At 74.6% G+C, this 24,065-nt stretch carries 24 protein-coding genes; 13 read left to right on the top strand and 11 right to left on the bottom strand.

Features of this window, described 5'->3' with window-relative positions; all coding sequences use genetic code 11:
• The first annotated feature begins 108 nt into the window (after nt 1-108).
• Both BMX74_RS23310 and BMX74_RS23305 read left to right on the top strand, forming a co-directional pair.
• Nucleotides 109-1,065, top strand: coding sequence for an alpha/beta fold hydrolase (locus BMX74_RS23310; protein ID WP_091102774.1), 957 nt, complete (start codon nt 109-111; stop codon nt 1,063-1,065).
• Between the two features lie 99 nt (nt 1,066-1,164).
• Nucleotides 1,165-2,496, top strand: a complete 1,332-nt coding sequence (locus BMX74_RS23305; protein ID WP_177227479.1) for a glycosyltransferase — start codon at nt 1,165-1,167, stop codon at nt 2,494-2,496.
• A 52-nt stretch (nt 2,497-2,548) separates the two neighbouring features.
• Here BMX74_RS23305 and BMX74_RS23300 read toward each other — a convergent pair whose 3' ends face one another.
• Genes BMX74_RS23300 through BMX74_RS23285 form a run of 4 tightly spaced genes read right to left on the bottom strand, consistent with a single transcriptional unit; the run spans nt 2,549 to nt 5,681 of the window.
• Entirely contained in the window at nt 2,549-3,178 is a 630-nt protein-coding gene (locus BMX74_RS23300) for a TetR/AcrR family transcriptional regulator (protein WP_082534605.1), read from the bottom strand.
• Between the two features lie 39 nt (nt 3,179-3,217).
• On the bottom strand, nt 3,218-3,736 hold the full coding sequence (locus BMX74_RS23295) for an FBP domain-containing protein (RefSeq protein ID WP_055503770.1): 519 nt from the start codon (nt 3,734-3,736) through the stop codon (nt 3,218-3,220).
• Nucleotides 3,737-3,741: 5 nt separating this feature from the next.
• The gene (locus tag BMX74_RS23290; protein ID WP_091102769.1) at nt 3,742-5,112 is read right to left on the bottom strand and encodes a DHA2 family efflux MFS transporter permease subunit; all 1,371 of its coding nucleotides are present in this window, start codon (nt 5,110-5,112) and stop codon (nt 3,742-3,744) included.
• The gene (locus BMX74_RS23285; RefSeq protein WP_055503769.1) at nt 5,109-5,681 is read right to left on the bottom strand and encodes a TetR/AcrR family transcriptional regulator; all 573 of its coding nucleotides are present in this window, start codon (nt 5,679-5,681) and stop codon (nt 5,109-5,111) included. Before BMX74_RS23285 ends, BMX74_RS23290 begins: the two co-directional genes overlap by 4 nt.
• A gap of 133 nt (nt 5,682-5,814) precedes the next feature.
• On the opposite strand from BMX74_RS23285, the gene BMX74_RS23280 reads away from it, so the two are divergent.
• Genes BMX74_RS23280 through BMX74_RS23270 form a run of 3 tightly spaced genes read left to right on the top strand, consistent with a single transcriptional unit; the run spans nt 5,815 to nt 8,640 of the window.
• Nucleotides 5,815-6,018, top strand: coding sequence for a ferredoxin (locus BMX74_RS23280; RefSeq protein WP_055503768.1), 204 nt, complete (start codon nt 5,815-5,817; stop codon nt 6,016-6,018).
• Nucleotides 6,011-7,411: an NAD(P)/FAD-dependent oxidoreductase gene (locus BMX74_RS23275; RefSeq protein ID WP_055501345.1), complete on the top strand. Its 1,401-nt coding sequence runs from the start codon at nt 6,011-6,013 to the stop codon at nt 7,409-7,411. The genes BMX74_RS23280 and BMX74_RS23275 overlap by 8 nt, the downstream gene beginning before the upstream one ends.
• A gap of 11 nt (nt 7,412-7,422) precedes the next feature.
• Entirely contained in the window at nt 7,423-8,640 is a 1,218-nt protein-coding gene (locus tag BMX74_RS23270; protein WP_091102767.1) for a cytochrome P450, read from the top strand.
• Between the two features lie 15 nt (nt 8,641-8,655).
• Here BMX74_RS23270 and BMX74_RS23265 read toward each other — a convergent pair whose 3' ends face one another.
• Nucleotides 8,656-9,519, bottom strand: a complete 864-nt coding sequence (locus tag BMX74_RS23265) for an SMP-30/gluconolactonase/LRE family protein (RefSeq protein WP_091102764.1) — start codon at nt 9,517-9,519, stop codon at nt 8,656-8,658.
• A gap of 190 nt (nt 9,520-9,709) precedes the next feature.
• Between BMX74_RS23265 and BMX74_RS23260 the strand changes: the two genes are divergently transcribed.
• A complete protein-coding gene (locus BMX74_RS23260) occupies nt 9,710-10,741 on the top strand; it encodes a M4 family metallopeptidase (RefSeq protein ID WP_218154016.1) in 1,032 nt (343 codons plus the stop codon).
• A gap of 243 nt (nt 10,742-10,984) precedes the next feature.
• Here the strand turns inward: BMX74_RS23260 and BMX74_RS23255 are convergent, their stop codons facing one another.
• A complete protein-coding gene (locus BMX74_RS23255) occupies nt 10,985-12,400 on the bottom strand; it encodes a DHA2 family efflux MFS transporter permease subunit (RefSeq protein WP_091102758.1) in 1,416 nt (471 codons plus the stop codon).
• 103 nt (nt 12,401-12,503) lie between these two features.
• Here BMX74_RS23255 and BMX74_RS23250 point away from each other — a divergent pair, with 103 nt between their 5' ends.
• The 5 genes from BMX74_RS23250 (at nt 12,504) to BMX74_RS23230 (ending at nt 17,406) form a co-directional block, all read left to right on the top strand.
• The gene (locus BMX74_RS23250; protein ID WP_236714558.1) at nt 12,504-13,142 is read left to right on the top strand and encodes a TetR/AcrR family transcriptional regulator; all 639 of its coding nucleotides are present in this window, start codon (nt 12,504-12,506) and stop codon (nt 13,140-13,142) included.
• 250 nt (nt 13,143-13,392) lie between these two features.
• On the top strand, nt 13,393-14,673 hold the full coding sequence (locus BMX74_RS23245; RefSeq protein WP_143078737.1) for a sensor histidine kinase: 1,281 nt from the start codon (nt 13,393-13,395) through the stop codon (nt 14,671-14,673).
• The gene (locus BMX74_RS23240) at nt 14,657-15,829 is read left to right on the top strand and encodes a hypothetical protein (protein WP_091102754.1); all 1,173 of its coding nucleotides are present in this window, start codon (nt 14,657-14,659) and stop codon (nt 15,827-15,829) included. The genes BMX74_RS23245 and BMX74_RS23240 overlap by 17 nt, the downstream gene beginning before the upstream one ends.
• Nucleotides 15,802-16,458 (top strand): DNA-binding response regulator, encoded by a 657-nt coding sequence (locus BMX74_RS23235; protein WP_201784405.1) that lies wholly within the window; start codon nt 15,802-15,804, stop codon nt 16,456-16,458. Before BMX74_RS23240 ends, BMX74_RS23235 begins: the two co-directional genes overlap by 28 nt.
• A 111-nt stretch (nt 16,459-16,569) precedes the next feature.
• A complete protein-coding gene (locus BMX74_RS23230) occupies nt 16,570-17,406 on the top strand; it encodes a curculin domain-containing protein (RefSeq protein WP_143078736.1) in 837 nt (278 codons plus the stop codon).
• Between the two features lie 146 nt (nt 17,407-17,552).
• Here BMX74_RS23230 and BMX74_RS23225 read toward each other — a convergent pair whose 3' ends face one another.
• The 3 genes from BMX74_RS23225 to BMX74_RS23215 form a co-directional block, all read right to left on the bottom strand.
• Complete coding sequence (locus BMX74_RS23225) at nt 17,553-18,440, bottom strand: class I SAM-dependent methyltransferase (RefSeq protein ID WP_091102748.1); 888 nt, start codon at nt 18,438-18,440, stop codon at nt 17,553-17,555.
• A gap of 116 nt (nt 18,441-18,556) precedes the next feature.
• Nucleotides 18,557-19,192, bottom strand: coding sequence for an NAD(P)-dependent oxidoreductase (locus tag BMX74_RS23220; RefSeq protein ID WP_256257230.1), 636 nt, complete (start codon nt 19,190-19,192; stop codon nt 18,557-18,559).
• Nucleotides 19,189-20,118: an EamA family transporter gene (locus tag BMX74_RS23215; RefSeq protein ID WP_055501337.1), complete on the bottom strand. Its 930-nt coding sequence runs from the start codon at nt 20,116-20,118 to the stop codon at nt 19,189-19,191. Before BMX74_RS23215 ends, BMX74_RS23220 begins: the two co-directional genes overlap by 4 nt.
• Before the next feature lie 77 nt (nt 20,119-20,195).
• Here BMX74_RS23215 and BMX74_RS23210 point away from each other — a divergent pair, with 77 nt between their 5' ends.
• Nucleotides 20,196-20,693: a MarR family winged helix-turn-helix transcriptional regulator gene (locus BMX74_RS23210; RefSeq protein ID WP_055501336.1), complete on the top strand. Its 498-nt coding sequence runs from the start codon at nt 20,196-20,198 to the stop codon at nt 20,691-20,693.
• 38 nt (nt 20,694-20,731) lie between these two features.
• Here BMX74_RS23210 and BMX74_RS23205 read toward each other — a convergent pair whose 3' ends face one another.
• Nucleotides 20,732-21,646, bottom strand: coding sequence for a pentapeptide repeat-containing protein (locus tag BMX74_RS23205; protein ID WP_256257228.1), 915 nt, complete (start codon nt 21,644-21,646; stop codon nt 20,732-20,734).
• A gap of 90 nt (nt 21,647-21,736) precedes the next feature.
• Complete coding sequence (locus tag BMX74_RS23200) at nt 21,737-22,726, bottom strand: small ribosomal subunit Rsm22 family protein (RefSeq protein WP_055501335.1); 990 nt, start codon at nt 22,724-22,726, stop codon at nt 21,737-21,739.
• A 167-nt stretch (nt 22,727-22,893) separates the two neighbouring features.
• On the opposite strand from BMX74_RS23200, the gene BMX74_RS23195 reads away from it, so the two are divergent.
• Nucleotides 22,894-23,973: a DsbA family protein gene (locus BMX74_RS23195; protein ID WP_091102743.1), complete on the top strand. Its 1,080-nt coding sequence runs from the start codon at nt 22,894-22,896 to the stop codon at nt 23,971-23,973.
• Nucleotides 23,974-24,065: the final 92 nt, after the last annotated feature.

Genomic DNA, 24,065 nt, shown 5'->3' with positions numbered 1-24,065 from the left:
CTGCTCGTCCTCCGGTTGCGAATGAAGACTATCGCGGTTGCAAATAAAAACCACCTGGGTCTAGGGTTGCCCACGCCCCACCCGCCACCGTCCGAGGAGACACCACCCGTGATCGACGCAGGCGAGACCTTCGAAGGAACGTTCCCGTTCCCGCCGCACTTCAGCTCCGCCGCCGGATTCCGCATGCACTTCGTGGACGAGGGCTCCGGCCCCACGGTGCTCTGCCTGCACGGCGAGCCCACCTGGGGCTACCTCTTCCGCCACCTGATCTCCGGCCTGTCGCCCACGCACCGCGTCATCGCGCCCGACCACATGGGCTTCGGCAAGAGCGAGACCCCGGCCGAGCGCACCTACTGGCTCCAGGACCACGTCGACAACCTCGAAGCGCTGGTCCTGGATCTCGACCTGCGCGAGATCACCCTGGTGATGCACGACTTCGGCGGCCCGGTCGGCATGGGCCTGCTCGCCCGCCACCCCGACCGGATCGCCAGCGTCGTCAGCCTGAACGGGCCCACGCCCTTCGGGCAGCAGGACCTCGCCGCCACCCTGGCCGCCAACGCGGCACAGGCCCCCTGGTTCACCTGGATCGCGCGCGCCCAGGCCGAAGGCAGCCTCGATGGGACCCTCGGCGGCCTCGGCTACAACATCCTCAGCACGCTCAAGCTCAACGGCTTCCACGACAACCGGATCATCACCCCGACGTGGATCCGCGCCTACGCCGACGCCTTCCCGACCCCCGCCGAGGCGGCCGGCGCCCTCGGCTGGGCGAAGGGCTTCGCGCTCGGCGCCCACCGGTTCGAGGAGCCCACGGCCGCCGCCCGCGACCGGGCCTCCCGCATCCCGGCCCTCGCGATCTGGGGGGCCGAGGACCGCACCCTGGCCGCCGAACACTTCCTGCCCCTGTTCCGCGCCGCCTTCCCCCACGGGATCGTCAGCGAACTGCCCGCCACCGGCCACTACAGCCCCGAGGACGCGCCGCGGACCGTCGTCGCGCTACTCAGGCTCTTCCTCGACATGACCGGCCGGCGAACTCCAGGGAGCACACCACCGAGCAGCGGCCTCTGACACCGCCGGGCGCCCGCCGCGTGGCCTCATTGCACCATCCCCACGGGTTTCCCGCACGCCGTTATTACGCTACGACGACCGTAGCGTAATATGCCCGGCATGATCAGTCTTCGTATGGCCGTCGCCGTGGCCCTCCAGGACGCCGGCGAGGCGACGCGCGCCGTGGAACTGGCCCACGGGCTGCGGGAGCGCACGCCCGACGGCTGGGACCTGGACGTCACGTTCCTGTCGCACGGCAGCCGGTTCGAGCCGATGATCCGGCGGGCCGGATTCGGCATCACACACTGCGCGCCCCGCCTGGAGGGCCGCAGCATCGCCCATGACCTGCAGTGGGATCCGCCCGAGATCGTCGGGTCCGCCGCCCTGGCACGGGAGCTCGTCGAAGGCGAGCGCAAGGCCCTGGAGGCGCTGCGGCCCGACGTGGTCCTGCACGGGTTCTGGCCGTTCGGCAACATCGCCGCCCGGCTGCTCGGCATCCGTACGATGTGCTTCCTGCCGATCCCGCTGGACCCGGCCAGCGTGGCGGGCGGCCTGCTGCGGGACCTTCCCGACGTGGTCCCGGTGCTCCCCAGGCTGCCGCGCCCCGTCCGCGAGACGATCGTCAGGATGGTTCCCGCGGGCGTCAAGACGGGGCTCGGCGCGTTCACGCAGCGCCGGCTGAGCGAGGCGATCGCCGCGTGCGGCTGGCCCGGCGAGCCACCCAGGACGATCTTCGAGATGCTGCGCGCCGACCTGACCCTCGTCAACGATCTGCCCGAGTTCTACGCCGACTGCGTGGTCCCCGGGCACATGGCGATCACCGGCCCGCTGTTCGCGCCCGGAGCGCCTGGGGACGGGCCCGCGGCCCTGGATCCCGCCCTCCGGGCCGTCCTGACGGCCGGCGACGACGTCCCCGTGATCTTCTGCACGATGGGCAGCTCGGGAACGAAGGACGCCTTCCTGGAGGCGGTCCGCGCCGTCGCCGGCACGGCGGGCGACCCCTGGAACGCCGTCATCCTCGCCTCGCCGTCGGTCTGCCCGATCGAGGAGGCGCGGGCCCAGGTGGCCGAGCGTCCCGGCGTCGTCATCACCGACGCGTTCGTGCCCGCGCCCACCGTGAACGCGCTCGCCGACCTCGTGGTCGGCCACGGCGGCCAGGGCACCGTGCAGACCGCGCTCGCCGCGGGCACCCCGATCATCGGCGTCGCCATGCAGGTCGAGCAGCAGATCAACCTCGATCACGTGGCCGCACGCGGTGCCGGGATCAGGATCCCGGCACGGCGCTGGCGGGCACCGGTGATCAGGGAGGCCGTCAAGACCGTGCTCGGCACGCCCTCCTACCGGCGCCGCGCCGGCGACCTGGCCGCGTCCATCAGGAGCGGCGACGGCAAGGGGGCGGCCGCGGAGCGCATGTGGCGGCACCTCCGGGCCACGTTCGGCCCGCCCCGCTGATCGCGCCGCACACGCCGGCGGCGACCACGCGGGACGCCGGGCGGGGCGAGGGTCACGGGGCCTGGCCGCCCTGGCCGGGCGGGGTCCGCTCGATCAAGGGCATCGCCAGCGACACCACCGCACGAGCCCACTCCCGGTCCACCCCGCCCTCGATGGCGAAGCGGGCGAAGTATGACCCGAACAGCATGTCGCCCACCCTGCGGTAGTCGGCGTCCGGACGCAGCTCGCCGGCGGCCACGCCGTCGCGGAACACGCGCCGCAGCAGCTCCAGCCGGGGCGTCAGGACGCACTGCCGGAACGTCTCGGCGAACTCGGGGTCCTCGGCCTCCAGGAACAGCGTCGCCACCACCCGCAGCCCGACGCTCTCGACCCCCTCGCGGAACTGCTCCAGCAGCACCGCCAGCCGGTCGGCGACCGGCAGCGACGGCGAGGGCTCCGGAAGGTCGGCCACGGAACGCAGCGACGCGTGCAGCAGCTCACGGCGATTGCGGTAGCGGCGGTAGATGGTGGTCTTCGCCACCCCGGAGTACTCCGCGACCCCCTCGACCGTCACCCTGGCGGGCCCGCGCTCGGCCAGCAGCCTCAACGCGGCGGCGGCGATCGCCCGGTCGGCCTCGCCGCTGCGCGGCCGACCGGCGGACGGGGTCTTCACGGGGGCGCGGTCGTCGTTCGGCTCGCTCATGCCACCGAGAGCATAACGGGCGTGCGCCGTCAGGACGCGCTACCGGGCGGCGCCCGCCCGGTCCGCCACCACCTTCTCCAGGAAGGCGTCCAGGTTGGCCGCGGCGCGCAGGACGCGTTCCTCCACCGTCAGCGACTCCTCCAGCCGGATGCCGCCGTCGGTGCGCTTCAGCCCGCGCACGTACAGCGAGCAGGCGAGGTCGGCGCACATGTACGCCCCCACGGTGTCGCCGTGGCGACCGCGCTCGCCGGCCCGGGGCGCGGCGAACAGCGCGACGCCGGCGCCGCTGTGCGGGGTGAGGCAGACGGAGCAGATCGTGCTCTTGGTGAAGCTCCTGCGGACGTCCTGGGCGAGGCGCAGCGCGACGCCGACGGGGCCGCCGGGCCGTTCGGCCACCAGGTAGGCGCGCTCGGGCGCGCCGGGGTCGCGCCAGCCGAGGAAGTCGAGCCGCGGCCAGGGCAGGTCGGCGAGCCGGGGCGGGAGCCCGGCGCGGCGGGCCTCCCCCTTGGAGCAGTTGACGAACGAGTCGCGGATCTGCCGTTCGGTGAGCGGGTTCACGGTGGTCACCTTTCCGTCGATTGGCCGGGGAGGAAGAGCGCGGGCACGGCGCACAGCGCGACGGCGGCGAGCGTCGCCCAGAAGGCGGGCGCGAAGCCGTCGGCGCGGTCGAGCAGGACGGCGACGGCCGCGGTGCCCGCCGCCGCGCCCACCTGCTGGAGGACGGCGTTGGCGGTGGTCGCGTCGGCCGTACTCGACCTTGGCAGCGAGTGGTAGAGGGTGGTCATGGTGGGCGCGACGGCGAAGGCCATGCCGGCGCCGCGGACGAACAGCGCCGCCGCGAGCAGCGGCGTGACTCCGCCAGGGGCGGAGGCGTCCTGCGCGAACGGCAGGACGAACGGCAGCGTGCCCGCGGCGACGGCGGCGAGCCCGGCGAGCACGAGCGCCCGGGGGTTGGCGCGCAGGTCGACCAGCCGCCCGGCCGCCAGCACGGCGGCGAGCATGCCGAGCCCCTGCGGCGCGAGGACGAGCCCCGCCCCCAGCGCTCCCGTGCCCCCGGCCTGCTGGAACAGCAGCGGCACGAGGAACACGGCGGCGTACAGGGCGGCGTTGGCGAGGAGGCCCAGGGCGGCGGAGGCGCTGAACGCCCGGTCGCGGAACAGGCCGAGGTCGACGACGTGGGGGCCGCCGTGGCGGGCGCGGACGTGCCGCCAGGCGTACAGGCCGAGCAGCGCGGCGCCCGCCGCCGAGGGCCAGGCGTGGTCGCCGGTCAGCCCGAGCACGAGCAGGGTGACGCCGCCGCTGACGGCGGCCAGGCCGGCGACGTCGAGCCGCGCGCCGCCGTCGCGGCGCCCGCCGGGGACGCACGCGGCGGACAGCGCGATGCCCGCCAGCAGGAACGGGACGTTCAGGAAGAACACCCAGCGCCACGACAGCGTCTCCAGGACGAGACCGCCCACGACGGGCCCGAGCACGGGCGCGAGCGGCACGGGGATCGCCATCAGCGCCATCATCCTGCCGAGCCGCTCGCGCCCGGCCGCCTCGACGACGATGATCCGGCTGAGCGGGAAGAGCATGCCCGCGCCCGCGCCCTGCAGGGCGCGGAAGGCGACGAGGCTGGGCAGCGACCAGGCGGCCCCGCACAGCACGGACCCAGCGAGGAACACGGCGAGCGAGACGGTCCACGCCCGGCCGGCGCCGAAGCGGGCGGCGGCCCAGCCGGTGGCGGGGATGACGGCCGCCACGGCCAGCAGGTACGCAGTGGTCACCCACTGCGTGGCGGCCAGGTCGGCGGAGAAGGCGCCGGCGAGGGTGTGGACGGCGACGCCGACGATCGTGGTGTCGAGCAGCGCGGCGAACGCGCCGACGACGAGGGCGCAGGCGAGCCCGGCGAGCGGGCGGCCGAGGCCCGGCGGGGGCTCGGTGCGGGTGGTCATGGGGAAACCTGCCAATGTCTGAGCGCGCAGTCGAGCGCGTCGATGATCTTGTTCCAGGACTCTCCGGCCGGGCGCGGGTGGCCGAACTGCCCGGCGGCCTCGATGCCGGCGAAGCCCTGGAAGGTGCTGCGCAGGAGCCGGACGGCGTCGGTGGCGTCGGGTTCGCGCAGGCCGTAGGCGGTGACGAGGGCGTAGGTGGTGCGGAAGACGCGCTGCACCGCCTCGGAGCCGGCGACCGCCTCGGGGTCGAGCGGCGTCTGGGAGGCGGCGTACCGGCCGGGGTGGCGCACCATGAACGCCCGGTAGGCGCCGCCGAACGCGGCCAGGGCGTCCTTGCCGGCCTTGCCGGCTGTCGCGTCGGTGAGCCGGTCGGCCAGGTCGCGCAGCGCGTACAGGGCGACCCGGGTGCGCAGGTCCTGAAGGTTCCTGATGTGGGAGTACAGGCTGGCGTCCTTGACGCCGAAGCGGCGGGCCAGCTCGGAGACGGTGACGTTGGCGAAGCCGATCTCGTCGGCGAGCTCGGCGGCGGCCGCCGTCAGCCGCTCCGCGTTGAGTCCCGCTCGTGCCATCATCGCGCCTCCCCGTCACCGGAAACCTAGGATCTCTAGGCGCAAACCTAGACCATCTAGGTTTACTGCCGCAACCCGACACTTGGCACGGCGTTGATCAGGGCCTGGACCGGCCGTACGTAACGTGACCCGCATGAGAGTGCTCGTCGATCTGAACCGCTGCCTGAGCTACGGGCAGTGCGTGTTCGCCGCGCCGTCGGTCTTCCGCTTCCACGGCGCCGAGTCGCTCGAGTACGACTACGCGCCCGGCCGGGCGCTGGCCGAGGAGGTGCGCCACGCCGCGGCCGCCTGCCCCGTGCAGGCGATCACCTACGCCGAGGAGCCCTCCGGTGAGTAGCCCCGCCGCGCCGGGCCGCGTCGTGATCGTCGGCGCCTCGCTGGCCGGCCTGCGCGCCGCCGAGACGCTGCGCCGCGAGGGCTTCCGCGGCGAGCTCACGCTGATCGGCGACGAACCCCACGAGCCCTACGACCGGCCGCCGCTGTCCAAGCAGGTGCTGGCCGGACGCGCCTCGCCCGCGCACACCGCGCTCGTGCGCGCCCCCGACCTGGAGGCGACGTGGCTGCTCGGCGAGCCCGCCGCCGCGCTCGACCCGCACACGCGGACGGTCACGCTGGCCGGAGGCCGCGAGATCGGCTACGACCGGCTGCTCATCGCCACCGGCACCCGCGCCAGGCCCTGGCCCGCCGCCGAGGAGGCCGCGCTGGACGGCGTGTTCACGCTGCGCGGGCGCGACGACGCCGAACGGCTGCGGGCCGCGCTCGCCGCCGGTCCGCGCCGGGTGCTCGTGATCGGCGGCGGGTTCACCGGTTCGGAGATCGCGTCCGTCTGCCGGGAGCTCGGGCTGCCCGTCACCCTCGCCGAGCGGGGCCCCGCCCCGCTCTCGGGGGCCCTGGGCGCCGCGGCCGGCAGCGTCGCCGCCAGGATGCAGCGCGCGCACGGCGTGGACCTGCGCGCCAACACCACCGTCATGGCGCTGGAGGGCGACGGCTCGGGACGGCTGCGCGCCGCGTACCTGTCCGACGGCGACGTCGTCGAGGTGGACGTGGCCGTCGTCGCGCTCGGCGCGGTCCGCAACACCGAGTGGCTGGCCGGGTCCGGGCTGGCCGCCGACGCGCGCGGCGTGGTCTGCGACGCCGCCTGCCGCGCCTTCGACGCCGACGCCGTCGTCACCGACGACGTGTACGTGGCCGGCGACGTCGCCCGCTGGCCGCACCCGCACTACGACGGGCTCCTGCTGGCCGTCGAGCACTGGGACAACGCGGTGCGCCAGGCGGAGACGGCCGCCGCCAACCTGCTGCGCGAACCGCCCGCGCCGCTGCGCCCCCATCGCGGGCTGCCCGCGTTCTGGTCGTACCAGTTCGGCGTGAACATCAAGTCCGTGGGCCTGCCCACGATCGCCGACGAGGTCGTGGTGACTCAGGGAGCGGTCGCCGACGGCCGGTTCGTCGCCGCCTACGGCCGCCAGGGACGCACCGTCGCCGCCGTGGCCGTGGACTCGCCGCGCTGGCTGCCCGCCTACGCCGGGTTCGTCGCGGCCAACCTGCCGTTCCCGCCCGACCTGCACGCCTCCGACGCGCCCGACCCGCTGCGGCCCGTACCGGCCGGGCTGGCGCTCGACGACCGCGCCACGCACAGCCCCACCGCCGCGGTGACCGGCGACGGGCCCACCGCGAGCGACCGCTCCACCCACCGCGACCCACGCTCGCCCCTGACCGCTCCGCCGCTGTGACGAGGACCGCCATGACCGACACCCTGTTCGCGCAGGTCCTCGACGAGGCCAGCCGCGCCGACCCGTACCCGCTGTACGCACAGCTGCGCCGGACCCCGGTCTCCCGGCAGGGCGAGAACCTGTACGCCGCCAGCACCTACCGCGCCGTCACCGCGCTCCTGCACGACCCGCGCATCAGCTCGGACGAGCGCAAGAGCCGCACCGGCGCGGGCGCGCTCGCCGCGTCGGGCCGGCTCATCGAGGACGGCGACGAGCGCAGACCGGGGTTCATCTTCCTCGACCCGCCCGAGCACGACCGGCTGCGCGCCGTCGTGATGCGCCAGTTCACGCCGCACCGGATCAGGCTGCTCGGCCGGCACGTCGAGACGCTGGTGGACGAGCTGCTCGACCGCCGCGCCGGCCAGACCACGCTCGACGTCGTGGACGACCTGGCCTACCCGCTGCCCGTCACCGTGATCTGCGAGCTGCTGGGCGTGCCCCGCGAGGACGAGCCGCGCTTCCACGTCTGGGCCACCGCGCTGGCCCGCACGCTCGACCCTCCGGAGGGGATGTCCGAGGAGGAGGTGGCCCGCGCCGTGTCCGCCGCGGCCGAGCTGCGCGCCTACCTCGTCGAGCTGGCCGGGCAGCGCGCCGCCCACCCGCGTCCCGACCTGCTGTCGGGGCTGCTCACCGACGCCTCCGGCGACCGGATGAACCCGCCCGAGATCATCGCCACGATGGCTCTGCTGCTCATCGCCGGGCACGAGACGACCGTCAACCTCATCACCAACGGCATGCTCACGCTGCTGCGCAACCCGGAGGCGCTGGCCCTGCTCCGGGAGCGGCCCGACCTGATCACGCCCGCGCTGGAGGAGGTGCTGCGCTACGACCCGCCGGTGCAGTTCCGCACCCGTACGACGCTGACGGACGTCGAGCTGGACGGCGTCACCGTCCCGGCGGGCGCGAACGTGGCCCTGCTGCTCGCCTCCGCGAGCCGCGACCCCGAGCGCTTCCCGCAGGCCGACAGGTACGAGCCGCTGCGGCAGGACAACCAGCACCTGGGGTTCGGCGGCGGGATCCACTACTGCGTCGGCGCGCCGCTCGCGCGGATCGAGGCGCGGGTCGCGCTGGGCGCGCTGGTGCGGCGGCTGGAGTCGCCCCGCCTGGCCGCCGACCCGCCGCCCTACCGGCAGAGCGCGTCGCTGCGCGGGCCGCGCCACCTCGTCGTCGAGGCCGCCCGCGTCACCTGACCCTCGACCGGCCGCTCAGAGCGTCGTCTCCAGCACGGGGCGGCCCCGCACCCCCGGGTCGGCGGCGAAGACCGCCCCGGCCAGCGGCTGCTCGGCGCGGTCCACGTCCAGCGCGGACGTCGTGATGTAGAGCCGGTCGAGGCCGTCGCCGCCGAACGCCACCGCCGACACCTTGGTCACCGGCAGCGTGACGACCGCGTCGAGGGTGCCGTCGGGGGCGTAGCGGCGCACCGCCGAACCCTGCCACAGCGCCACCCACACCCCGCCCTCGGCGTCCACCGTCAGCCCGTCGGGCGTGCCGTGGCCCGGCTCGATCACCGCGAACGGGCGGCGGCCGCTCAGCCCCCGCTCCGGGTCGTAGTCGAGGACGTCCACGCGCCCGGTGGCGGTGTCGTTGTAGTACGCCAGACTGCCGTCGGGGCTGAAGTCGAACCCATTGGACACCGTCACCCCGGTCAGCACCGGGTTCAGCGTGCCGTCCCGCTCCGTCACGTACAGGGTGCCGCGTCCCGGGGCGGCGTCGTAGGCCATCGTGCCGATGTAGAAGCGGCCGTCCGGGTCGCAGCCGCCGTCGTTCATGCGGACCGACGGGTCGGTCCACGCCTCGCCGAGCGAGCGCAGCGGCGCGTCCAGGTCGTCGGAGCCGGCGAGCAGCAGCTCGCGCTCCCCCGCCACCACGAACCCGCCCGCGGCCCTCGGACGCAGGGCCGCGGCGACCTTCCCGACGTGGCGGCGGCGCACCGCGCCCGAGGAGTCCAGGGCGAGGACGTCGCCGGCGAGCATGTCCACCAGGCGCAGCCCGCCCCACCTGGCGCACCAGACGGGACCCTCGCCGTGCTCGCAGACGGGATCGGTCACGGGGTGGGCGGAAACGGTCATGCTGCTCTCCTCGCTGGGTCGTGCTCGTGCTCCCGGGCCCGGCCCGGCGGCGGGTGCGGCCGGGCCGCGCGCCGGTTCCGATCATGGCGCACTCCCGGAACGCCGCGTCCCGGCCCCGCCCCCGATCGGGGCGGGCGCGTGGCGCGTCTCCGGGCCTACGATGGTCTCCCCCCGTGAGAGGACACGCACCGTGCACACCCCCCGACGTCGCACGTCCACCGCCTGCCTGGCCCTGGCCGCCGCCGCGGCGCTGCTCGGCTCCGGCACCGCCGCCGCCGACGCCTCCTCCGTGAGAGCCACCGATCCGGTCGCCACCGTCTTCTACCCCAATCCCGTGCAGAGTCTCGGCGACGAGTCGCTCACCGACGACAAGGACCGCGACAGCGCCGCCCTCGCCGCCGCCTACCGCAGCGTCACGCTCACCGACCTCGACGGCTCCGGCACCCTCACCGGCCGGTACGTCAGGGTCAAGAGCGAGACCGGCAAGGCCGTGAACGGCTCCTACGACTTCCGCCGCGACACCGACCAGTTCGAGCAGGTCATGGGCTACTACTGGGTGACCACCGCCCAGCACTACCTGCAGTCGCTCGGCTTCGGCTCCCGCCTGCGCCCGGTCAACCAGCGCCAGATCGAGCTGCGCATCAACCAGTACGGCGGCGACAACTCCTTCTTCCGCGACGACAAGGCCAACATCACGCTCGGCAAGGGCGGCGTCGACGACGCCGAGGACGCGGAGGTGATCGTCCACGAGTACGGCCACTCGGTGCAGGACGGCCAGGTGTCCGGCTTCGGCACCACGCTGGAGTCCGGCGCCATCGGCGAGGCCTTCGGCGACTACCTGGCCGTCGCCGTGACGTCGTGGAAGACCGGCACGCCGACGGGCACCCCCGAGGCGTGCGTCGCCGACTGGGACTCCGTCGCCTACACCTCCGCCGTCCCCCACTGCCTGCGCCGCCTCGACGGCACCAAGCACTACCCCGAGGACATGGCCGGCGAGGTGCACGCCGACGGCGAGATCTGGTCGGCGGCCCTGTACGCCATCCGCGCCGAACTGGGCGACCGCCTGGCCGGCACGATCATCGTCGACGCGCAGTTCGACTTCGCCCCGGACACCACGTTCAAGGCGGCCGCCCAGGCCACGGTGGCGTCGGCCCGCCGGCACGGCGGCACCGACGCGGCCGCCGCCGTGACCGCCGCCTTCACCGCCCGCGGCCTGCTCTAGGACAAGGGCACGTCCAGCAGGTGACTGCGTGCAGCCCTCGTGGGATGACGAGGTGGCGGACTGGCTGCTGCCACGGTGACAGCAGCCAGTCCGCGGCACGCTGGACGGAAGCGGCGGCGGCTGTGTCGGCAGGTCACAGGTGACGCGCTCGCACACGCTGCTGCCCGGACACCGCCGTCAGCCTGCCCGAGCACCTGCGGGCTTCCGGCGGGACGTCGGTACGCGTGGTCATAGCTGTCCGCTTCATCTGCTCGGCGACCGCGACGGCGGGAAGAACGTCACCGGAACGAGTGTGATCAGGCAGAGTCCGAAGGCCCACCAGAAGGCGGTGGCGTAGGCCGCCGCCGGGTCGGTGACCCGGAGCAGCCGGCCGTCCAGGACGGTGGTGAGGACGGCGGTGCCCAGTGAACCGCCGAGCCGGTTGAGCACGTTCAGCGCGCCGGCGGCGCCCGGTGTCTGGTGCTTCTCGACGGAGCCGTACGCCGCCGCCATGGTGGGCGCGGACACCCCTCCGATGCCCAGCCCGTAAAGGACGAGGCACCCGGTCAGCACCCACGTCTCGGGCATGGCAGGGGCCTGGGTGAAGGCGAGGAGCCCGGCGAGCGAGAGCACCAGGCCGCAGGCCACGACGGCGCGCGGACCGTACCGGTCGGCCAGCCGCCCGGCGACGAAGGTGCCGGCCGCCGCCCCGAGCGCCTGCGGGGTGAGCAGCAGCCCCGTCGACAGCGTGTCGGCGTGGCGGACCTGCTGGAAGAACAGCGGCAGCAGGATCATCGAGCTGTACAGCGAGGCCCCGAGCAGGAACAGGGTCACACAGGCGGCGGTGAAGCCGCCTCGGCCGAACAGGCGCAGGTCGATCAGCGGCCGGCGGCTGGTGCGCAGCGCATGCACGAGGTAGCCGGCGACCAGCGCGAGCCCGCCGCAGAGCGCGACGGCGACGGTGAGCGAGCCGGTCCCCTCGCGTCCGCCGGCCATGGTGAGCCCGTACACCAGGGCCGCCAGTCCGGGCGACAGCAGGGCGAGGCCGAGCGTGTCGAGCCGTGCCGCGGCGGACGGCCCGGAGCCGTCGCGGGGCAGCAGCCGCGCGGCGAGCGGGAGGACGACCAGGCAGATCGGCAGGTTGAGGTAGAAGATCCAGCGCCAGTCCAGTTGCTGGACGACCACGCCTCCGACGATCGGGCCGAGGGCGGGGGCGAACATGACGGGGATCGTCAGCGTGGACATGGCCCGGCCGATCCGTGAGGGGCCGGCTGCCTGGGCCAGGATCGACTGCCCGATGGGGTTCATCAGGCCGCCACCGATCGCCTGCACGAGCCGGAAGCCGATCAGGGCCGGCAGCGACCAGGCCAGGCCGCACAGGGCCGATCCGGCGGTGAAGACCGCCACGGCGATCATCCACATCCTGGAGGCCCCGTATCGCTCGCTCAGCCAGCCCGACAGGGGCATGACCACCGCGATGGCGAGCAGGTAGCCGGCGGCCACCCACTGGACGTCGGTCAGGGAGGCGCCGAAGTGCGCCGCCATCGAGGCCGACGCGATGCCCACGGCGGTGGCGTCGACGGAGGCCAGGATGGGGGCGGCGATCAGGACGAGCCCCATGCGCAGGAGGCGCGGATCGAGCGGCTCCCGCGTGGCGCCGGGCGTGGAGGTGGCGGTCATCGAGCACCCTTAGGATCGATTGACTAGGACAGTCCCAAACGCTAGGTCCGACCTAGTCAATTGGTCAAACCTATTGAGCGGGTCACGCCTACTCGAAGGAAGGGTGAAGATCGTGGGTGAACGGCCGGAAGGTCTGCGGGCACGCCAGAAACGCGAGACCCGGCAGCTGATCTCCGACGTCGCGACCCGTCTGTTCCTTGAACGCGGATACGACAACGTCACCATCGCCGACGTGGCGTCCGCCGCCGGAGTGGCCAGGATGACCGTCACCAATCACTTCCCGCTGAAGGAGGACCTCGTCCTGGACCTGCAGGAGGAACTGGTCAACGGCATGGCCCGGGCGGTGTCGCGGCGCGCGCCCGGCGAGTCGGCCCTCGACGCGGTCCGCCGGGACTACGGCGAGCGGCTGAGCCGCCGCGACCCGGCCATCCCCGACGCCGACGCCGGCTGGCAGCGGATGGTGCTGGGCACGCCCGTGCTCCGGGCACGCCTGCGCCAGCTGTTCGACCAGGCCGAGGCCGAGCTCGCCGCGGTGCTCGCACGGGAGACCGGGGACACCGGTCTCGCACCCCGTCTCGTCGCAGCCGCGCTCGCCGATGTGGAACGGCTGCTGTTCGAGGAAGGCCAGCGCCTGGTTCTCGACGGCGAGGAGTCCGAGCACATCTTCGCCGCCCTCGCCGGGACGGCTCGGCAGGCCTACGACCTCCTGGAACCCGCCGTGGGGGACTACGCCCGCCGCTAGTCGCGACCCGTCGTCGTCAGCACGGCTGATCGCGGGTCGTCCTCCGAGAGTGGTACGGCAGCGGTGGTGGTCGTGGCCATGGCAGTGACTCCCCGTCGGATGCTCGCGCTCACGGGCAGCGCGAGGGCCTCGCAGGACGTCCCCTCGGCCGAGGACGGGGCCGGCTGGCGGCCTTCCCGCGCGGCCTGACCGCTCGCGGCCGGAGAATCGATGATCGGTCCGGCTGTCCGCCGTGGATAATCTTCACCCGATGGTTCGAGGAGAGCACGAGGAGCACCTGCCAGCGGCGGATCCCCTGGAGGTGGGCCTCCCCGGTGAGGCGGAGCCGGGAGCCGCGCCCGTCCCGCGCGGCCGTGCGGGAACAGGGGTGGCCGAGCGGGAGCTGAACCGGGCGGCCGAGCGCTACGCGGTCTGGTTCCGCTCCGCGGTGGTCGTGCCGTGCGCCGCCTTCGGGATCCTCGCGACGCCGGACGGGCACACGGCGGCGACGATCTCGATGGCGACCCTCGCCACCGGGTGGTGCGCACTGCGCCTGGCCTGGACGCGGAACCCGGCGCTCTCGCGGTCGTGGGCCGCCGCCGCGCTGGACGCGGCCGTCCTCGTGGCGGTGGGGCTCGGGCAGGTGGTGACCGGCGCCGGTGACCCCGGCGGCTGGGTGGTGGCGCTGGTCTCGATCACGGCCGTCACGTGCCCGTACGAGTGGCCGACGAGGCCGCTCGTGGGGTGCGGCCTGGGCCTGCTCGGCATCGTCGCCTTCGTCGCGGGCGCCTACGCCCACTCGCGGCAGCCGGTGCCGGTCGCGGCGGCGGGGTTGCGTCTGCTGCTGGAGCTGACGCTGTCGCGCCTCTCCTACGTGCTCGTCCGCGCTCAGGCGCGCTCGGCGGACCGGCTCACCGCGCGGGTCGCGGCCCGGCGCCGGCGCGCCGCCGTCGCCGCGGCCAGGCGCTCCGGCGAGCGCGAGTACCTCGCGACCCTGCACGACACCGCGAGCACCACCCTGCTGCTGGTCGCCGTGGGAGCGCGTGACGGAGCCCGCGGGAACCGCTGGGTGCCGGAGCGGGCACGCCACGACCTGGAGGAGCTCGCCAAGGTGCCCGGATCGGACGACGGCCGCGTCGAGCTGGGGCCGCTGCTGGGCACCGCGGCCCGCCACCCCGCCGTCCGCGTCGAGGTGGAGGCCGGCGACCTGCCTGCCGTGCCCGCCACGCCGGCGCTCGCGATCTTCCACGGCGTGCGGGAGGCGCTGACGAACGTGGAGCGGCACGCGGGGGTGCTCGAGGCGTCGCTGCGCGCCGGGCTCGACGTGAGCGGGAGGGTCGTGGTGGAGCTGCGGGACCGGGGACGGGGCTTCGACCCGCTGCGGGTCGCCCCGCACCGGCGCGGCCTGCGGGGTTCGATCGTGGAGCGGATGGCCAGGGCGGGCGGCCGGGTGCTGGTCGGGTCGCGGCCGGGCGAGGGCACCACGCTGACATGGACGTGGCCGGATGACGCGGGGCCGGATGGGACGGGGGCGGATGACGCGGACAGCTGAGCGCCGCCGCGACAGGCCGGCCGCCCGCGTCGAGGACCGGCTCCTGCGCGGCGCCCGCCTGTCGGTCCTGGCGGTCACGGTCGGCGTGCAGTTCGGACTGTGCCTGCCCACGTTCGTCGAGCACGGCGGACGCTACCAGCCGCTCTGGTTGGAGATCGCCGGGTTCGCGCTGATGGCCGGGGTCGCGGCCGTCGCCGCCGCGTGCCTGGCGCGGGACGGCCGGATCCCGTCCCCCGCTCGGCGCGCCGGCCTGGCGCTGGTGCTGCTCGCGGCGGTCGCGGCGGCCGCCGCCGCGCCGCCGGGCAACTATCTGGACCGGGCCCACTGGTACTTCGGCCTGGTCGGCTGGTACGGCGTGCTGCTGCTGTTCGACCGGCCGCTCGCGCACCTGGCCGCCTTCCTCGGCGCCAACCTCGCCATCGCCCTCGCCAAGGCCGTCGTGTCGGGCCCGCCCGAAGCGCGGGCGTGGGCGGCGATGGCGGTGTCCGTGGTGTCCGTCTACGGGTTCCAGCTCGCGCTGAGCCTGGTGATCCGGGAGGTGCGGCGCGTCGCCGCGCGGGCGAGGCAGGCCGCCGAGGAGGAGGAGCGGTTCCGTACGGCGGAGGCGGTGGCCGAGCACGTCCACCGCGATCACCGGCAGCGCTACGTCGCGCTGCTGGGCGCCGTCGTCCCGCTGCTCGCCGGGCTCGGGTACGGCTCGCTCGACCCGTCCGACCCGGAGGTCCGGCGCCGCTGCGCGCAGGAGGCGGCCAGGATGCGGCGCCTCTTCGCCGAGAAGGACGACGTGGCCGACCGGCTGGTGCACGAGCTGCGCGCGGTCATGGAGGTCGCGGAGCACCGCGGGGTCACCGTCCGGTTCGCGGCGCGGGGCGAGCCGCGCGACCTGCCGAGGGACGTGCGGCGGGAGCTGATCGACCCGGTGGCGGCCGTGCTGGCCGCGGCCGTGGCCGGTGCCCGGGTCACCGTGGTCCGCACGCCGGACACGGTCCGGGTCAGCGCCCTCGGCGACGGGCCCGCGCCTGAAGGATCGGCGGCTGAAGGACGGGCGGCGCCGCGCCTGGAGTCCGGATCGCCGCGGGTCGCGGTGAACGCTGTGGTTGCGGAGAATCGAGTGTGGGTGGAGGCGGTGTGGCGACAGGCGACGCCATCACGGTGACGATGATCGACGACCATCCGGTGGTCCTGGCGGGGGCCGAGCACTGGTACTCGACGGCGGATCCGCCGATCAAGGTCGTGGCCTCAGGCGCCGGCGTGGAGACCGCGTGGACGCCGCCGGGGGACACGGCCGCCGTCGTCGTGCTCGACCTGCAACTGGGCGGCCGCCCGCCCGCCTACGACGAGCTGCGGCGGCTGGTCGAGGCGGGCCGGCAGGTCGTCGTGTACACGATGCGCGACGACGAGAGGACCGCGCTGACCTGCATGGACCTCGGGGCCTTCACCTTCCTCACCAAGGCCGAGGGGGAGGAGCACCTCATCGCGGCCACCGCGGCGGCGGCGCACGACCGGCCGTACACGCCGCCGGCGCTGGCCGGGGCGTTCGGCGCCGACACCGCACCGGACCGGCCCAAGCTCTCCCTGCGGGAGGAGGAGGTGCTGATCGAGTGGTTCCAGTGCGAGTCGAAGGAGCTCGTCGCCCAGAGGCTCGGCATCACGCCGCGCACGGTCAGCTCCTACCTGGACCGGGTCAGGGTCAAGTACGCGAACGTGGGGCGGGAGGCCAGGACCAAGGCCAACCTGGTCGCGCGGGCGATCCAGGACGGGCTGATCGACGTGGGCGACCTGTGACCAGGTGATCACGGTACGCATTGCGGGTCGAACGACCGTCACCGCGGCCCGGTCCGGGTCCCTAAGGTCGTGGCCCGTCAGACAAGCACGAGAAGATTCGGAGTTCGTTTCGTGAGGCGAGTACGAAGGCGTTCACTCGGACGGGCGGACCTGCGCGGGGCGGGAGTGTGCGCGCTCCTGGCGGCGGCGCTGGCGCTGCCGCTGTCGGCGGCGGCCCACGCCGGCACGGCCGGCACGATGGCCGGCACGACGGCCGGCACGACGGCCGGTCCGGCGGCGGACAAGACGGACGACAGGCTGACCGCGGGCGAGGTGCTCAAGCCGAACGAGTCGGTGAAGTCCGAGAACGGCCAGTACCGGCTGATCCAGCAGACGGAGGGCAACCTCGTCCTCTACGGCCCCGGCAACACGGCCCTCTGGGCGACGCCCACGTCGGGCGCCACCGCGTACACGACGATGCAGCGCGAGGGCAACCTCGTCGTCTACAGCACGTCCGGCCGGCCGCTGTGGGGCACCAGCACCGCCGGCAACCCCGGCGCGTACCTCAAGGTGCACAACGACGGCAACCTCGTCATCTACTCGGCGGGCAACGAGTTCTTGTGGTCGCGGCACGCCTACGCCGGGTCGCTGCCGTCCGGCCACACGCTGAAGGCCGGGCAGTGGGTCCAGTCGCGCAACGGCGAGTACAAGCTGCTCATGCAGAAGGAGGGCAACCTCGTCCTGTACAGCCGGGCCGGCAAGGCGCTCTGGACGACCCCGACGGCCGGCAAGCCCGGCGCCTACGCCGTGATGCAGAAGGAAGGCAACCTGGTCGTCTACAGCTCGTCGAACACGGCCCTGTGGATCACCAGGACCGCGGGCAACCCCGGCGCGTACCTGGCGGTGCAGAACCAGGGCAACATCGTGCTCTACTCCAAGGACAACAGGCCGCTCTGGTCGGTGGACTAGCGCTCCCGGCGGCCCGGCGCGCCCCGTGACCGCCGCCGCTGGGACGGGGGCGGCTCGAACGGGTGCGCCGGGTGTTCGCCGGCTCGCCTGAGCGGCTCCGCGCAGGCCAGGTGGGCGCCGGCGTAGCGCAGCCGAGCGGCCGATCCTCACCCTGTGGAGTCAACCGTCCGGGAGGGCGGGGCGACGCGGGCGCGTGCCAGGCACGCGAGCCGTGACGGCCGCAGCGCGTCGGAGCGTTCCCACAGCTCCGGGGCGACGCACTCACGCTGCCCGACGTGCTCGACCACCTCCAGGCCGTGCCGTCCGAGCAGGGACGTCAGGTCGGCGGGGGCGAAGAAGGACAGCCACGGCTCGCCGTTCCGGGCGGCCATCCCCATCACGGCCTCGGCGTACGCCTGGCCGTCCGCGTCGCGCAGCTCTTCGGGGAGCAGGTAGTCCATGACGAGTTCGGTGCCGGGCGCGAACGCGCGGACGGCGTCAAGCGTCGCGCCGACGGCCTCGCGGGTGAGGTACATGCTGACGCCCAGCCAGGCCACGAACGCGGGCGCCGACGGGTCGAACCCGTGCGCCGCGAGACGGCCGGGCAGCGAGTCGCGTTCGAGGTCGACCGGCACGAAGGTCACGGTGCCCGGCGCCGTGATCCCCTCCTCGGCCAGGCGCAGGCGTTTCCATTCCTGCGTGGCCGGACGGTCGACCTCGAAGACCCGCGTGCCGCGGGGCGCGTCGGGCCGGTAGGCGGAGGTGTCGAGCCCGGCGCCGAGGATGACGTACTGGGCGACGCCGCGGCGCGTGCTCTCCGCGAGCCGGTCCTCGGTGTAGCGGGCGCGGGTCACGACGGCGGTGCGCGCGCCGGCGAGCACGGGGTGCGATCCGTGGGCGCGGTGGTAGCCCAGGAGCGTGTCCGCCTGCTCGCCGAGGAGGCGGTGCGCGAGCGGGTCGGCGAAGAGGAAGGGGGCCTGGTCGACGACCAGGTGGGCCGCGCGGGCGGCCGCTGCGGTGAGCGCGGTCGCGCTCGGGGATGAAACGTTGGTCACAGCGAGGAAGGCTATATCCGTTATTTCATTCCTGTTCCCATCATATCATGAGAAAGAAATTTATTCAGTTCATTTCAATTACAGTGTCATGACATTGTTGGCCTTTTCCAGGAAAATCAGTACGCCACGGTGAATCTGGCACGGCGGTGCCGTGGCCGCTCGGCCTCGTCGAGCAGCGCCACGGCCAGGTCCTCCATCGAGATCTCCGACCTGCCGGCGGCGTCGGTCAGCAGCTCGTCGCGGCCCAGCCGGTACCGGCCGGTGCGCACGCCGGGTTCGAGCAGGGCGGGCGGGCTGAGGTAGGCCCAGTCCACAGCGGTGTCGGCGCGGCAGGCGTCCAGCTGGTCGCCGCAGGCCAGCGCGATGGGCCGCCAGGCGGGCGGGAAGTCAGGCGTGTCGACCAGGGTGCCGCCGCCGGGCACGGTCAGGCTGCCGGCGCCGCCGACGAGCAGCAGCCGCACCCCGGTGCGGGCCAGCCCGGCCAGCAGGGCCTCGGCGGTGGTGACCAGGTCCCGCTCATGGCCGGGGGCGGGCCGGGTGGCACTGATCACGACGTCCTGCCCGGCGCTGAGCCGTACGACGTCCTCGACGGCGGCGGCGTCCCCCGCCACCACCCGGCCGGGCAGTCCGGGGCGGCGCGCGGGGTCGCGGACGACGGCGGTGACGTCGTGGCCCCGGTCCACGGCCTCGGCGAGGACGCGGCGGCCGACGCCTCCCGCGGCGCCGAACACGGTGATGCGCATCGTCGTCATGACCTCTCTCCGATCGGGGTGTTCGGCACCAGGGCGGGAGTGCCCGGGTCGCCGGGCGCGGGCGGCGCCGTACGGGTGGGCTGGAGCTGGACGGCGACGAGCGCGGCGAGGACGACGGCCGCCCCCAGCCCCTGCCACGCGCCGAGCGACTGCCCGAGGACGAGCCAGCCGAGCGCGGTCGCGACGACCGGGCTGAGCAGGCCGAGGAAGGTGACCTTGGTGGGGGTGAGCGCCCTGATGCCGCGGAACCACAGCGTGTAGGCGAGGGCGGCGCCGACGAGGGTCAGGTAGGCGTACCCGGCGAGGTTGGCGGCGGTCAGGTGGGCGGGCGGGGGCCCTTCGACGGCGAACGCCACCGGGAGCAGCAGCAGGCCGCCCGCGACGAGCTGCCAGCCGGTGGTGGCCAGGAGCGGCGCGGGCGAGGTCCAGCGCTTGCTGAGCACGACCCCGGCGGCCATGACGACGGCGCCGCCGAGCGCGGCGGCCACGCCGAGCGCGTCGAGCCGGGCGTCGGCGCGCAGCACCAGCAGGGCGACGCCGCCCATGCCCGCCGCGGCGGCGACGGCGGTGCGCGCGGTCAGCCGCTCGCCGAGGAGCCCGGCCGACAGCACGGCGACGAGCAGCGGCTGGACGGCGCCCACGGTCGCGGCCACGCCTCCGGGCAGCCGGTACGCGCCGACGAACAGCAGCGCGAAGAACACCCCGATGTTGAGCGCGCCGAGCACGGCCGCGCGCCACCACCACGAGCCGGAGGGCAGCGTACGGGTGATGGCGACGAGGAGGAGCCCGGCGGGCAGCGCGCGGGCGACGGCGGCCAGCAGCGGCCTTCCCGGCGGCAGCAGTTCCGTGGTGACGAGGTAGGTGGTGCCCCAGACGGCGGGGGCGAGCGCCGTCACGGCGACGACGCCGAAGCGATTTCTTAGCACTAAGACAAAGTAACTTAGCACTAAGCAAAGCGCAGCGTGATTTACCTCACTGCTAAGAGAACGGCTAGGCTGGGCCCGTGGCCGATCACGTCGATCTCGTCCTCGCGCAGTGGCAGGCGCAACGTCCCGACCTGGACGTCTCCCCCATGGGGATCATCGGGCGGCTGTCACGGCTGGCCCGGCTCGTGGACGCCGAACTGGGGCGCACCTTCGCCGCCCACGGGCTCGACCGGGCGTCGTTCGACGTGCTGGCCACGCTGCGGCGCAGCGACCCGCCGCACCGGCTCACCCCGGCCGAGCTGATGCGGTCGTCCATGATCACGTCGGGCGCGGTGACGCAGCGGCTCGACCGGCTGGAGGCCCGCGGCCTGGTCCGGCGCACACCCAGCGCGTCCGACGGCCGCGTCGTGCACGTCACGCTCACCGACGAGGGGTTCGCCCTGATCGAGCGGACGCTGCCCGCGCACCTCGAGACCGAAGCCCGGGTGCTCTCCCGCCTGACGCCCGACCGGCGCGACGACCTCGCCGCCGCCCTCCGCGACCTCCTCGAATCCCTGGGCGACACCTCCGCCTAGCCAGGCGGTGGAGGCCGCCGTGGCGTCACGGCTCCACGTCAGCGCCGGCGGGGCGGGCGGCGGCGTCGCGTCCCCGAGCCCGAGCGCGAGCCCGAGTCCGAGCGCGGGGTGCCCGGAGCCGGGCGCGAGGCCGCCGGCGTGTCCGTCCAGTGGGACGGGCGGCTCAGCCCCTCGGGCAGCCGCGTGGCGGAGTCGCCCGCGGCGGCGTTCACCTGGGACTGGGTGAGGAAGATCGCGCCGGTGAGGTCGGCGCCCGACAGGTCGGCGCCGCGCAGGTCGGCGCCGATGAGGTCGGCCTGCCGCAGGTCGGCGCCCCGCAGCCGGGCGCCGATCAGGTACGCGCCACGCAGGTCGGCCCCGCGCAGCCGGGCGCCGTCGAGCCTCGCGCCGATGAGGTCGGCGCCCCGGTGGTCCTTGCCGCCGAGCCCCGCCCTGACCAGCTCGCTGACGCGCAGCAGCAGCGGGTTGACCGCGGCGCGGCAGGCCGCCACGTCGAGCGCGGCCAGGTCGGCGGCGTCGCCGCGGGTGAGCCGCTCGACCTCCTCCAGCGCCCGCCGCACCTCGGGCAGGACCGGGCGGGCGGCGTCGAGGGTCAGTGACTCGGCGAGGTACCACAGCAGCTCGTGGAGCTGGCGCATGACGGGGAACGCCGCGAACATCCGACCCGCCGACCCCGGCTCCGACCGCCAGTCACGCCCGCCGAAGGTGACCTGGGAGATCTTCTGGCCCGCGCCGAAGCAGTCGTACACCGTGCAGCCGGGGAAGCCCCTGTCACGCAGGTGGTCGTGGATGGAGCAGCGGAAGTCGGCGGCGAGGTTCGGGCAGGGCCGGCCGGCGTCCTTGTCCATGGCGAAGTCGGCGGAGGCCGAGAACGGCAGCGCGACGCAGCACAACCCGAAGCAGTTCGCGCAGTCGGCCAGCAGGCCGAGCTCACGTGGGGTGGTCGGGGACAACGCGCGGCACTCCTCGTCGGCGATCGGGACGGTCGTCCGAGTCTACGGGTGCGCGTACGGGACCGCGTCCGAGCGTTCTGCGCGTTCTGCTCAGTGGGACCAGGCGTCGCCCCACTCGACGTCCCTGGCCAGCCGGTACACCTCGCCCTGCCGCTTGGAGACGATCACGTCGCGGACGCCGTCGCCGGGCGTGCACAGCCGCAGCGACACCACGCCCTTGCGCTTGCCGGGGTGGCGCAGCACGCGGGCGCCCGGCGGGACCGCGCCGGCCGCCGCCCCCTCCCCCGCGACCGCCAGGTACGAGAACTTCTCGTCCTCGAAACCGAGCGTGCCCGCCTTGACCCGGCGGTGCAGCGACGTGCGCGGCAGCCGTACCGAGAAGTGGCACCAGTCGCGTCCCGGCTCGATCGGGCACGGCCCGCCGTGCGGACAGGGCGCCAGGACCGCCAGGCCCCGGCCGAGCAGGGCGTCGCGGGCCGCGGCGATCGTCGCGTACCCGGCGGGCGTGCCCGGCTCGACGATCAGGACCAGCGCGGCCCGCTCGGCCAGCCAGACGGCCACCTCGGGGACGTCCCGCTCGGGGAGCTCGCCCAGCGCGTACGACATGGTCACCAGGTCGGCGGCCGGACGGTCGAGACCGGCCCGGACCGACGCCTGCCGCCAGGACGCCCCGCGCACCGCCGTGGACGGCGCGGTCCGCGCGAGCCGCCGCCCCAGCTCGATGACCTTCGCGTCCTGCTCGACGACCGTGACCTGCTCCAGCGAAGGCCACACCCCGCTCGCCGCCCACACGGCCGCGCCCGTGCCGCCGCCGACGTCGAGATGGGTGCGCGGCGCGAAGCCGGGCGCCAGCGCGGCCGCCCGGCCCATCGCCGCCGTGCACGCCGCGTACGTGGCGGGCATGCGGTAGGCGGCGTACGCGGCGACGTCCTGCGGGGTGCGCATGAACGGGACGGCGCCGCCGGGGTCGTGGGCGCGGTAGCGCTCGGTGAGCTGCTCGGCGGCCTGGGACAGGTCCTGGGGCGAGAAGCGGGACAGGGCGGAGTCCAGCGCGGTCCTGAGCTCGTCGGGCAGCAGCAACGGTCACCTCGGGTCGGGTTCTGCGGAGGCCGGGCGCGTCCGGCCGGTGAGCGCCCTCGGCACGGGGCGGTCGGCGGCGCCTGCGGGAGGTTACCAAGCGCCGGCGCCTTCCCGCGCACGGGCGGGAGGTTCGTCAGGAGGTGTCCGGGTCGCCTACGTTGACAGGTATGCGCATCGAGATCTGGGCCGACGTCATCTGCGGATGGGCCCACGTCGGCAGGCGGCGGCTGGCCAAGGCCCTCGCCTCGTGGGACGGCGAGCCCGTCGAGACCGTCTGGCGGCCGTACCTGATCGACCCCACGGCCCCGTCGCGGGCCGCGTCGCCCGCGGACGAGCCCAAGGACGCTGACGCGCCGGCCGCCTGCGCGGTCCCCGGGGCGCCGCCCGCGGAGACCGGGGCTCCGGCCGCCGACCTCGGCACTGGTCCCGGTGCCGGTGCCGGTTTCGGCGCTGACTCAGGCGCTGGTTCCGGGGGTGGTTCCGGGGCTGGTTCCGGGGCTGGTTCCGGGGCTGGTTCCGGGGCTGTCGAAGGGCTCGGGCCGGCCTCGGGCGCGGAGTGGCGGGCCGACAGCCGCCCGGCGCACCGGCTCATCGCGCTGGCGTACGAGTCGGGCGGCTCCGCGCTCCAGGACGCCGTCGTGGAGCGCGTGTTCAGGGCGCACTTCGTGGACGTCGTCGACATCGGCGACCCGGCGGTGCTGGCCCGGCTGGCGGAGGAGGCCGGGTTCGCCGACGGCCCGGCCCTGCTCGCGGCGGGCGCGGGCGAGGCCCTGCTGCGCGAGCTGCTGCTGGTCGGCAAGGCGATCGGGGTCACCACGTCGCCCACCATCGTCGCGAACGGCATCGCGCTGGCCGGCGCCCAGCCGCCCGCCGTGATCGCGGAGTTCCTGGCCGACGCCGCCGGCCGCACCCCGCGCCGGCTGCCCGCCGAGGTGGAGCGGCTGCGCCGCGCGGAGTCGCTGCTCGACATGCGCGACCCGCTGGGCGCGCTGACCCTGCTCGGCCCGCTGCTCGACGAGCACGGCGAGGACCGCGGCGTGCGCATGCTGGCGGCCCGCGCGTACTTCGCCTCCGCCCAGCTCAACCGGGCGCGGACCTCGCTGGAGCGGCTGGTGGCCGAGTCGCCCGACGACTCGTACGCCCGCCACCTGCTCGGACGGACCCTCCAGCGGCAGGGCCGCCACGAGGAGGCGGCCACCCACCTCGCCATGGCCGCCGCCATGACACCGGACTACACGGTGGACTAGCACCGGGGGGCGCGTCCGTCTCCGCTGCACCCCCGATTGAAGGTTCAGCGCGGTGGGGGCGGGGTTTTCCGCGAAAAGTTTACCTCGAATGT

The sequence above is a fragment of the Nonomuraea pusilla genome, from assembly GCF_900109355.1.
GTDB classification, from domain to species: Bacteria; Actinomycetota; Actinomycetes; order Streptosporangiales; family Streptosporangiaceae; genus Nonomuraea; species Nonomuraea pusilla.
This window is presented reverse-complemented; position numbering and strand designations above follow the sequence as displayed.

Excerpts from the sequence above, each read along its gene's own strand:
- BMX74_RS23255 (WP_091102758.1), bottom strand. The coding sequence starts at position 12,400 with ATGACCGCCACCTCCACGCCCGGCGCCACGCGGGAGCCGCTCGATCCG.
- BMX74_RS23220 (WP_256257230.1), bottom strand. The coding sequence starts at position 19,192 with ATGACGACGATGCGCATCACCGTGTTCGGCGCCGCGGGAGGCGTCGGC.
- BMX74_RS23285 (WP_055503769.1), bottom strand. The coding sequence starts at position 5,681 with ATGGCACGAGCGGGACTCAACGCGGAGCGGCTGACGGCGGCCGCCGCC.
- BMX74_RS23290 (WP_091102769.1), bottom strand. The coding sequence starts at position 5,112 with ATGACCACCCGCACCGAGCCCCCGCCGGGCCTCGGCCGCCCGCTCGCC.
- BMX74_RS23265 (WP_091102764.1), bottom strand. The coding sequence starts at position 9,519 with ATGACCGTTTCCGCCCACCCCGTGACCGATCCCGTCTGCGAGCACGGC.
- BMX74_RS23240 (WP_091102754.1), top strand. The coding sequence starts at position 14,657 with ATGACGCGGACAGCTGAGCGCCGCCGCGACAGGCCGGCCGCCCGCGTC.
- BMX74_RS23270 (WP_091102767.1), top strand. The coding sequence starts at position 7,423 with ATGACCGACACCCTGTTCGCGCAGGTCCTCGACGAGGCCAGCCGCGCC.
- BMX74_RS23245 (WP_143078737.1), top strand. The coding sequence starts at position 13,393 with ATGGTTCGAGGAGAGCACGAGGAGCACCTGCCAGCGGCGGATCCCCTG.
- BMX74_RS23300 (WP_082534605.1), bottom strand. The coding sequence starts at position 3,178 with ATGAGCGAGCCGAACGACGACCGCGCCCCCGTGAAGACCCCGTCCGCC.
- BMX74_RS23305 (WP_177227479.1), top strand. The coding sequence starts at position 1,165 with ATGATCAGTCTTCGTATGGCCGTCGCCGTGGCCCTCCAGGACGCCGGC.
- BMX74_RS23280 (WP_055503768.1), top strand. The coding sequence starts at position 5,815 with ATGAGAGTGCTCGTCGATCTGAACCGCTGCCTGAGCTACGGGCAGTGC.
- BMX74_RS23195 (WP_091102743.1), top strand. The coding sequence starts at position 22,894 with ATGCGCATCGAGATCTGGGCCGACGTCATCTGCGGATGGGCCCACGTC.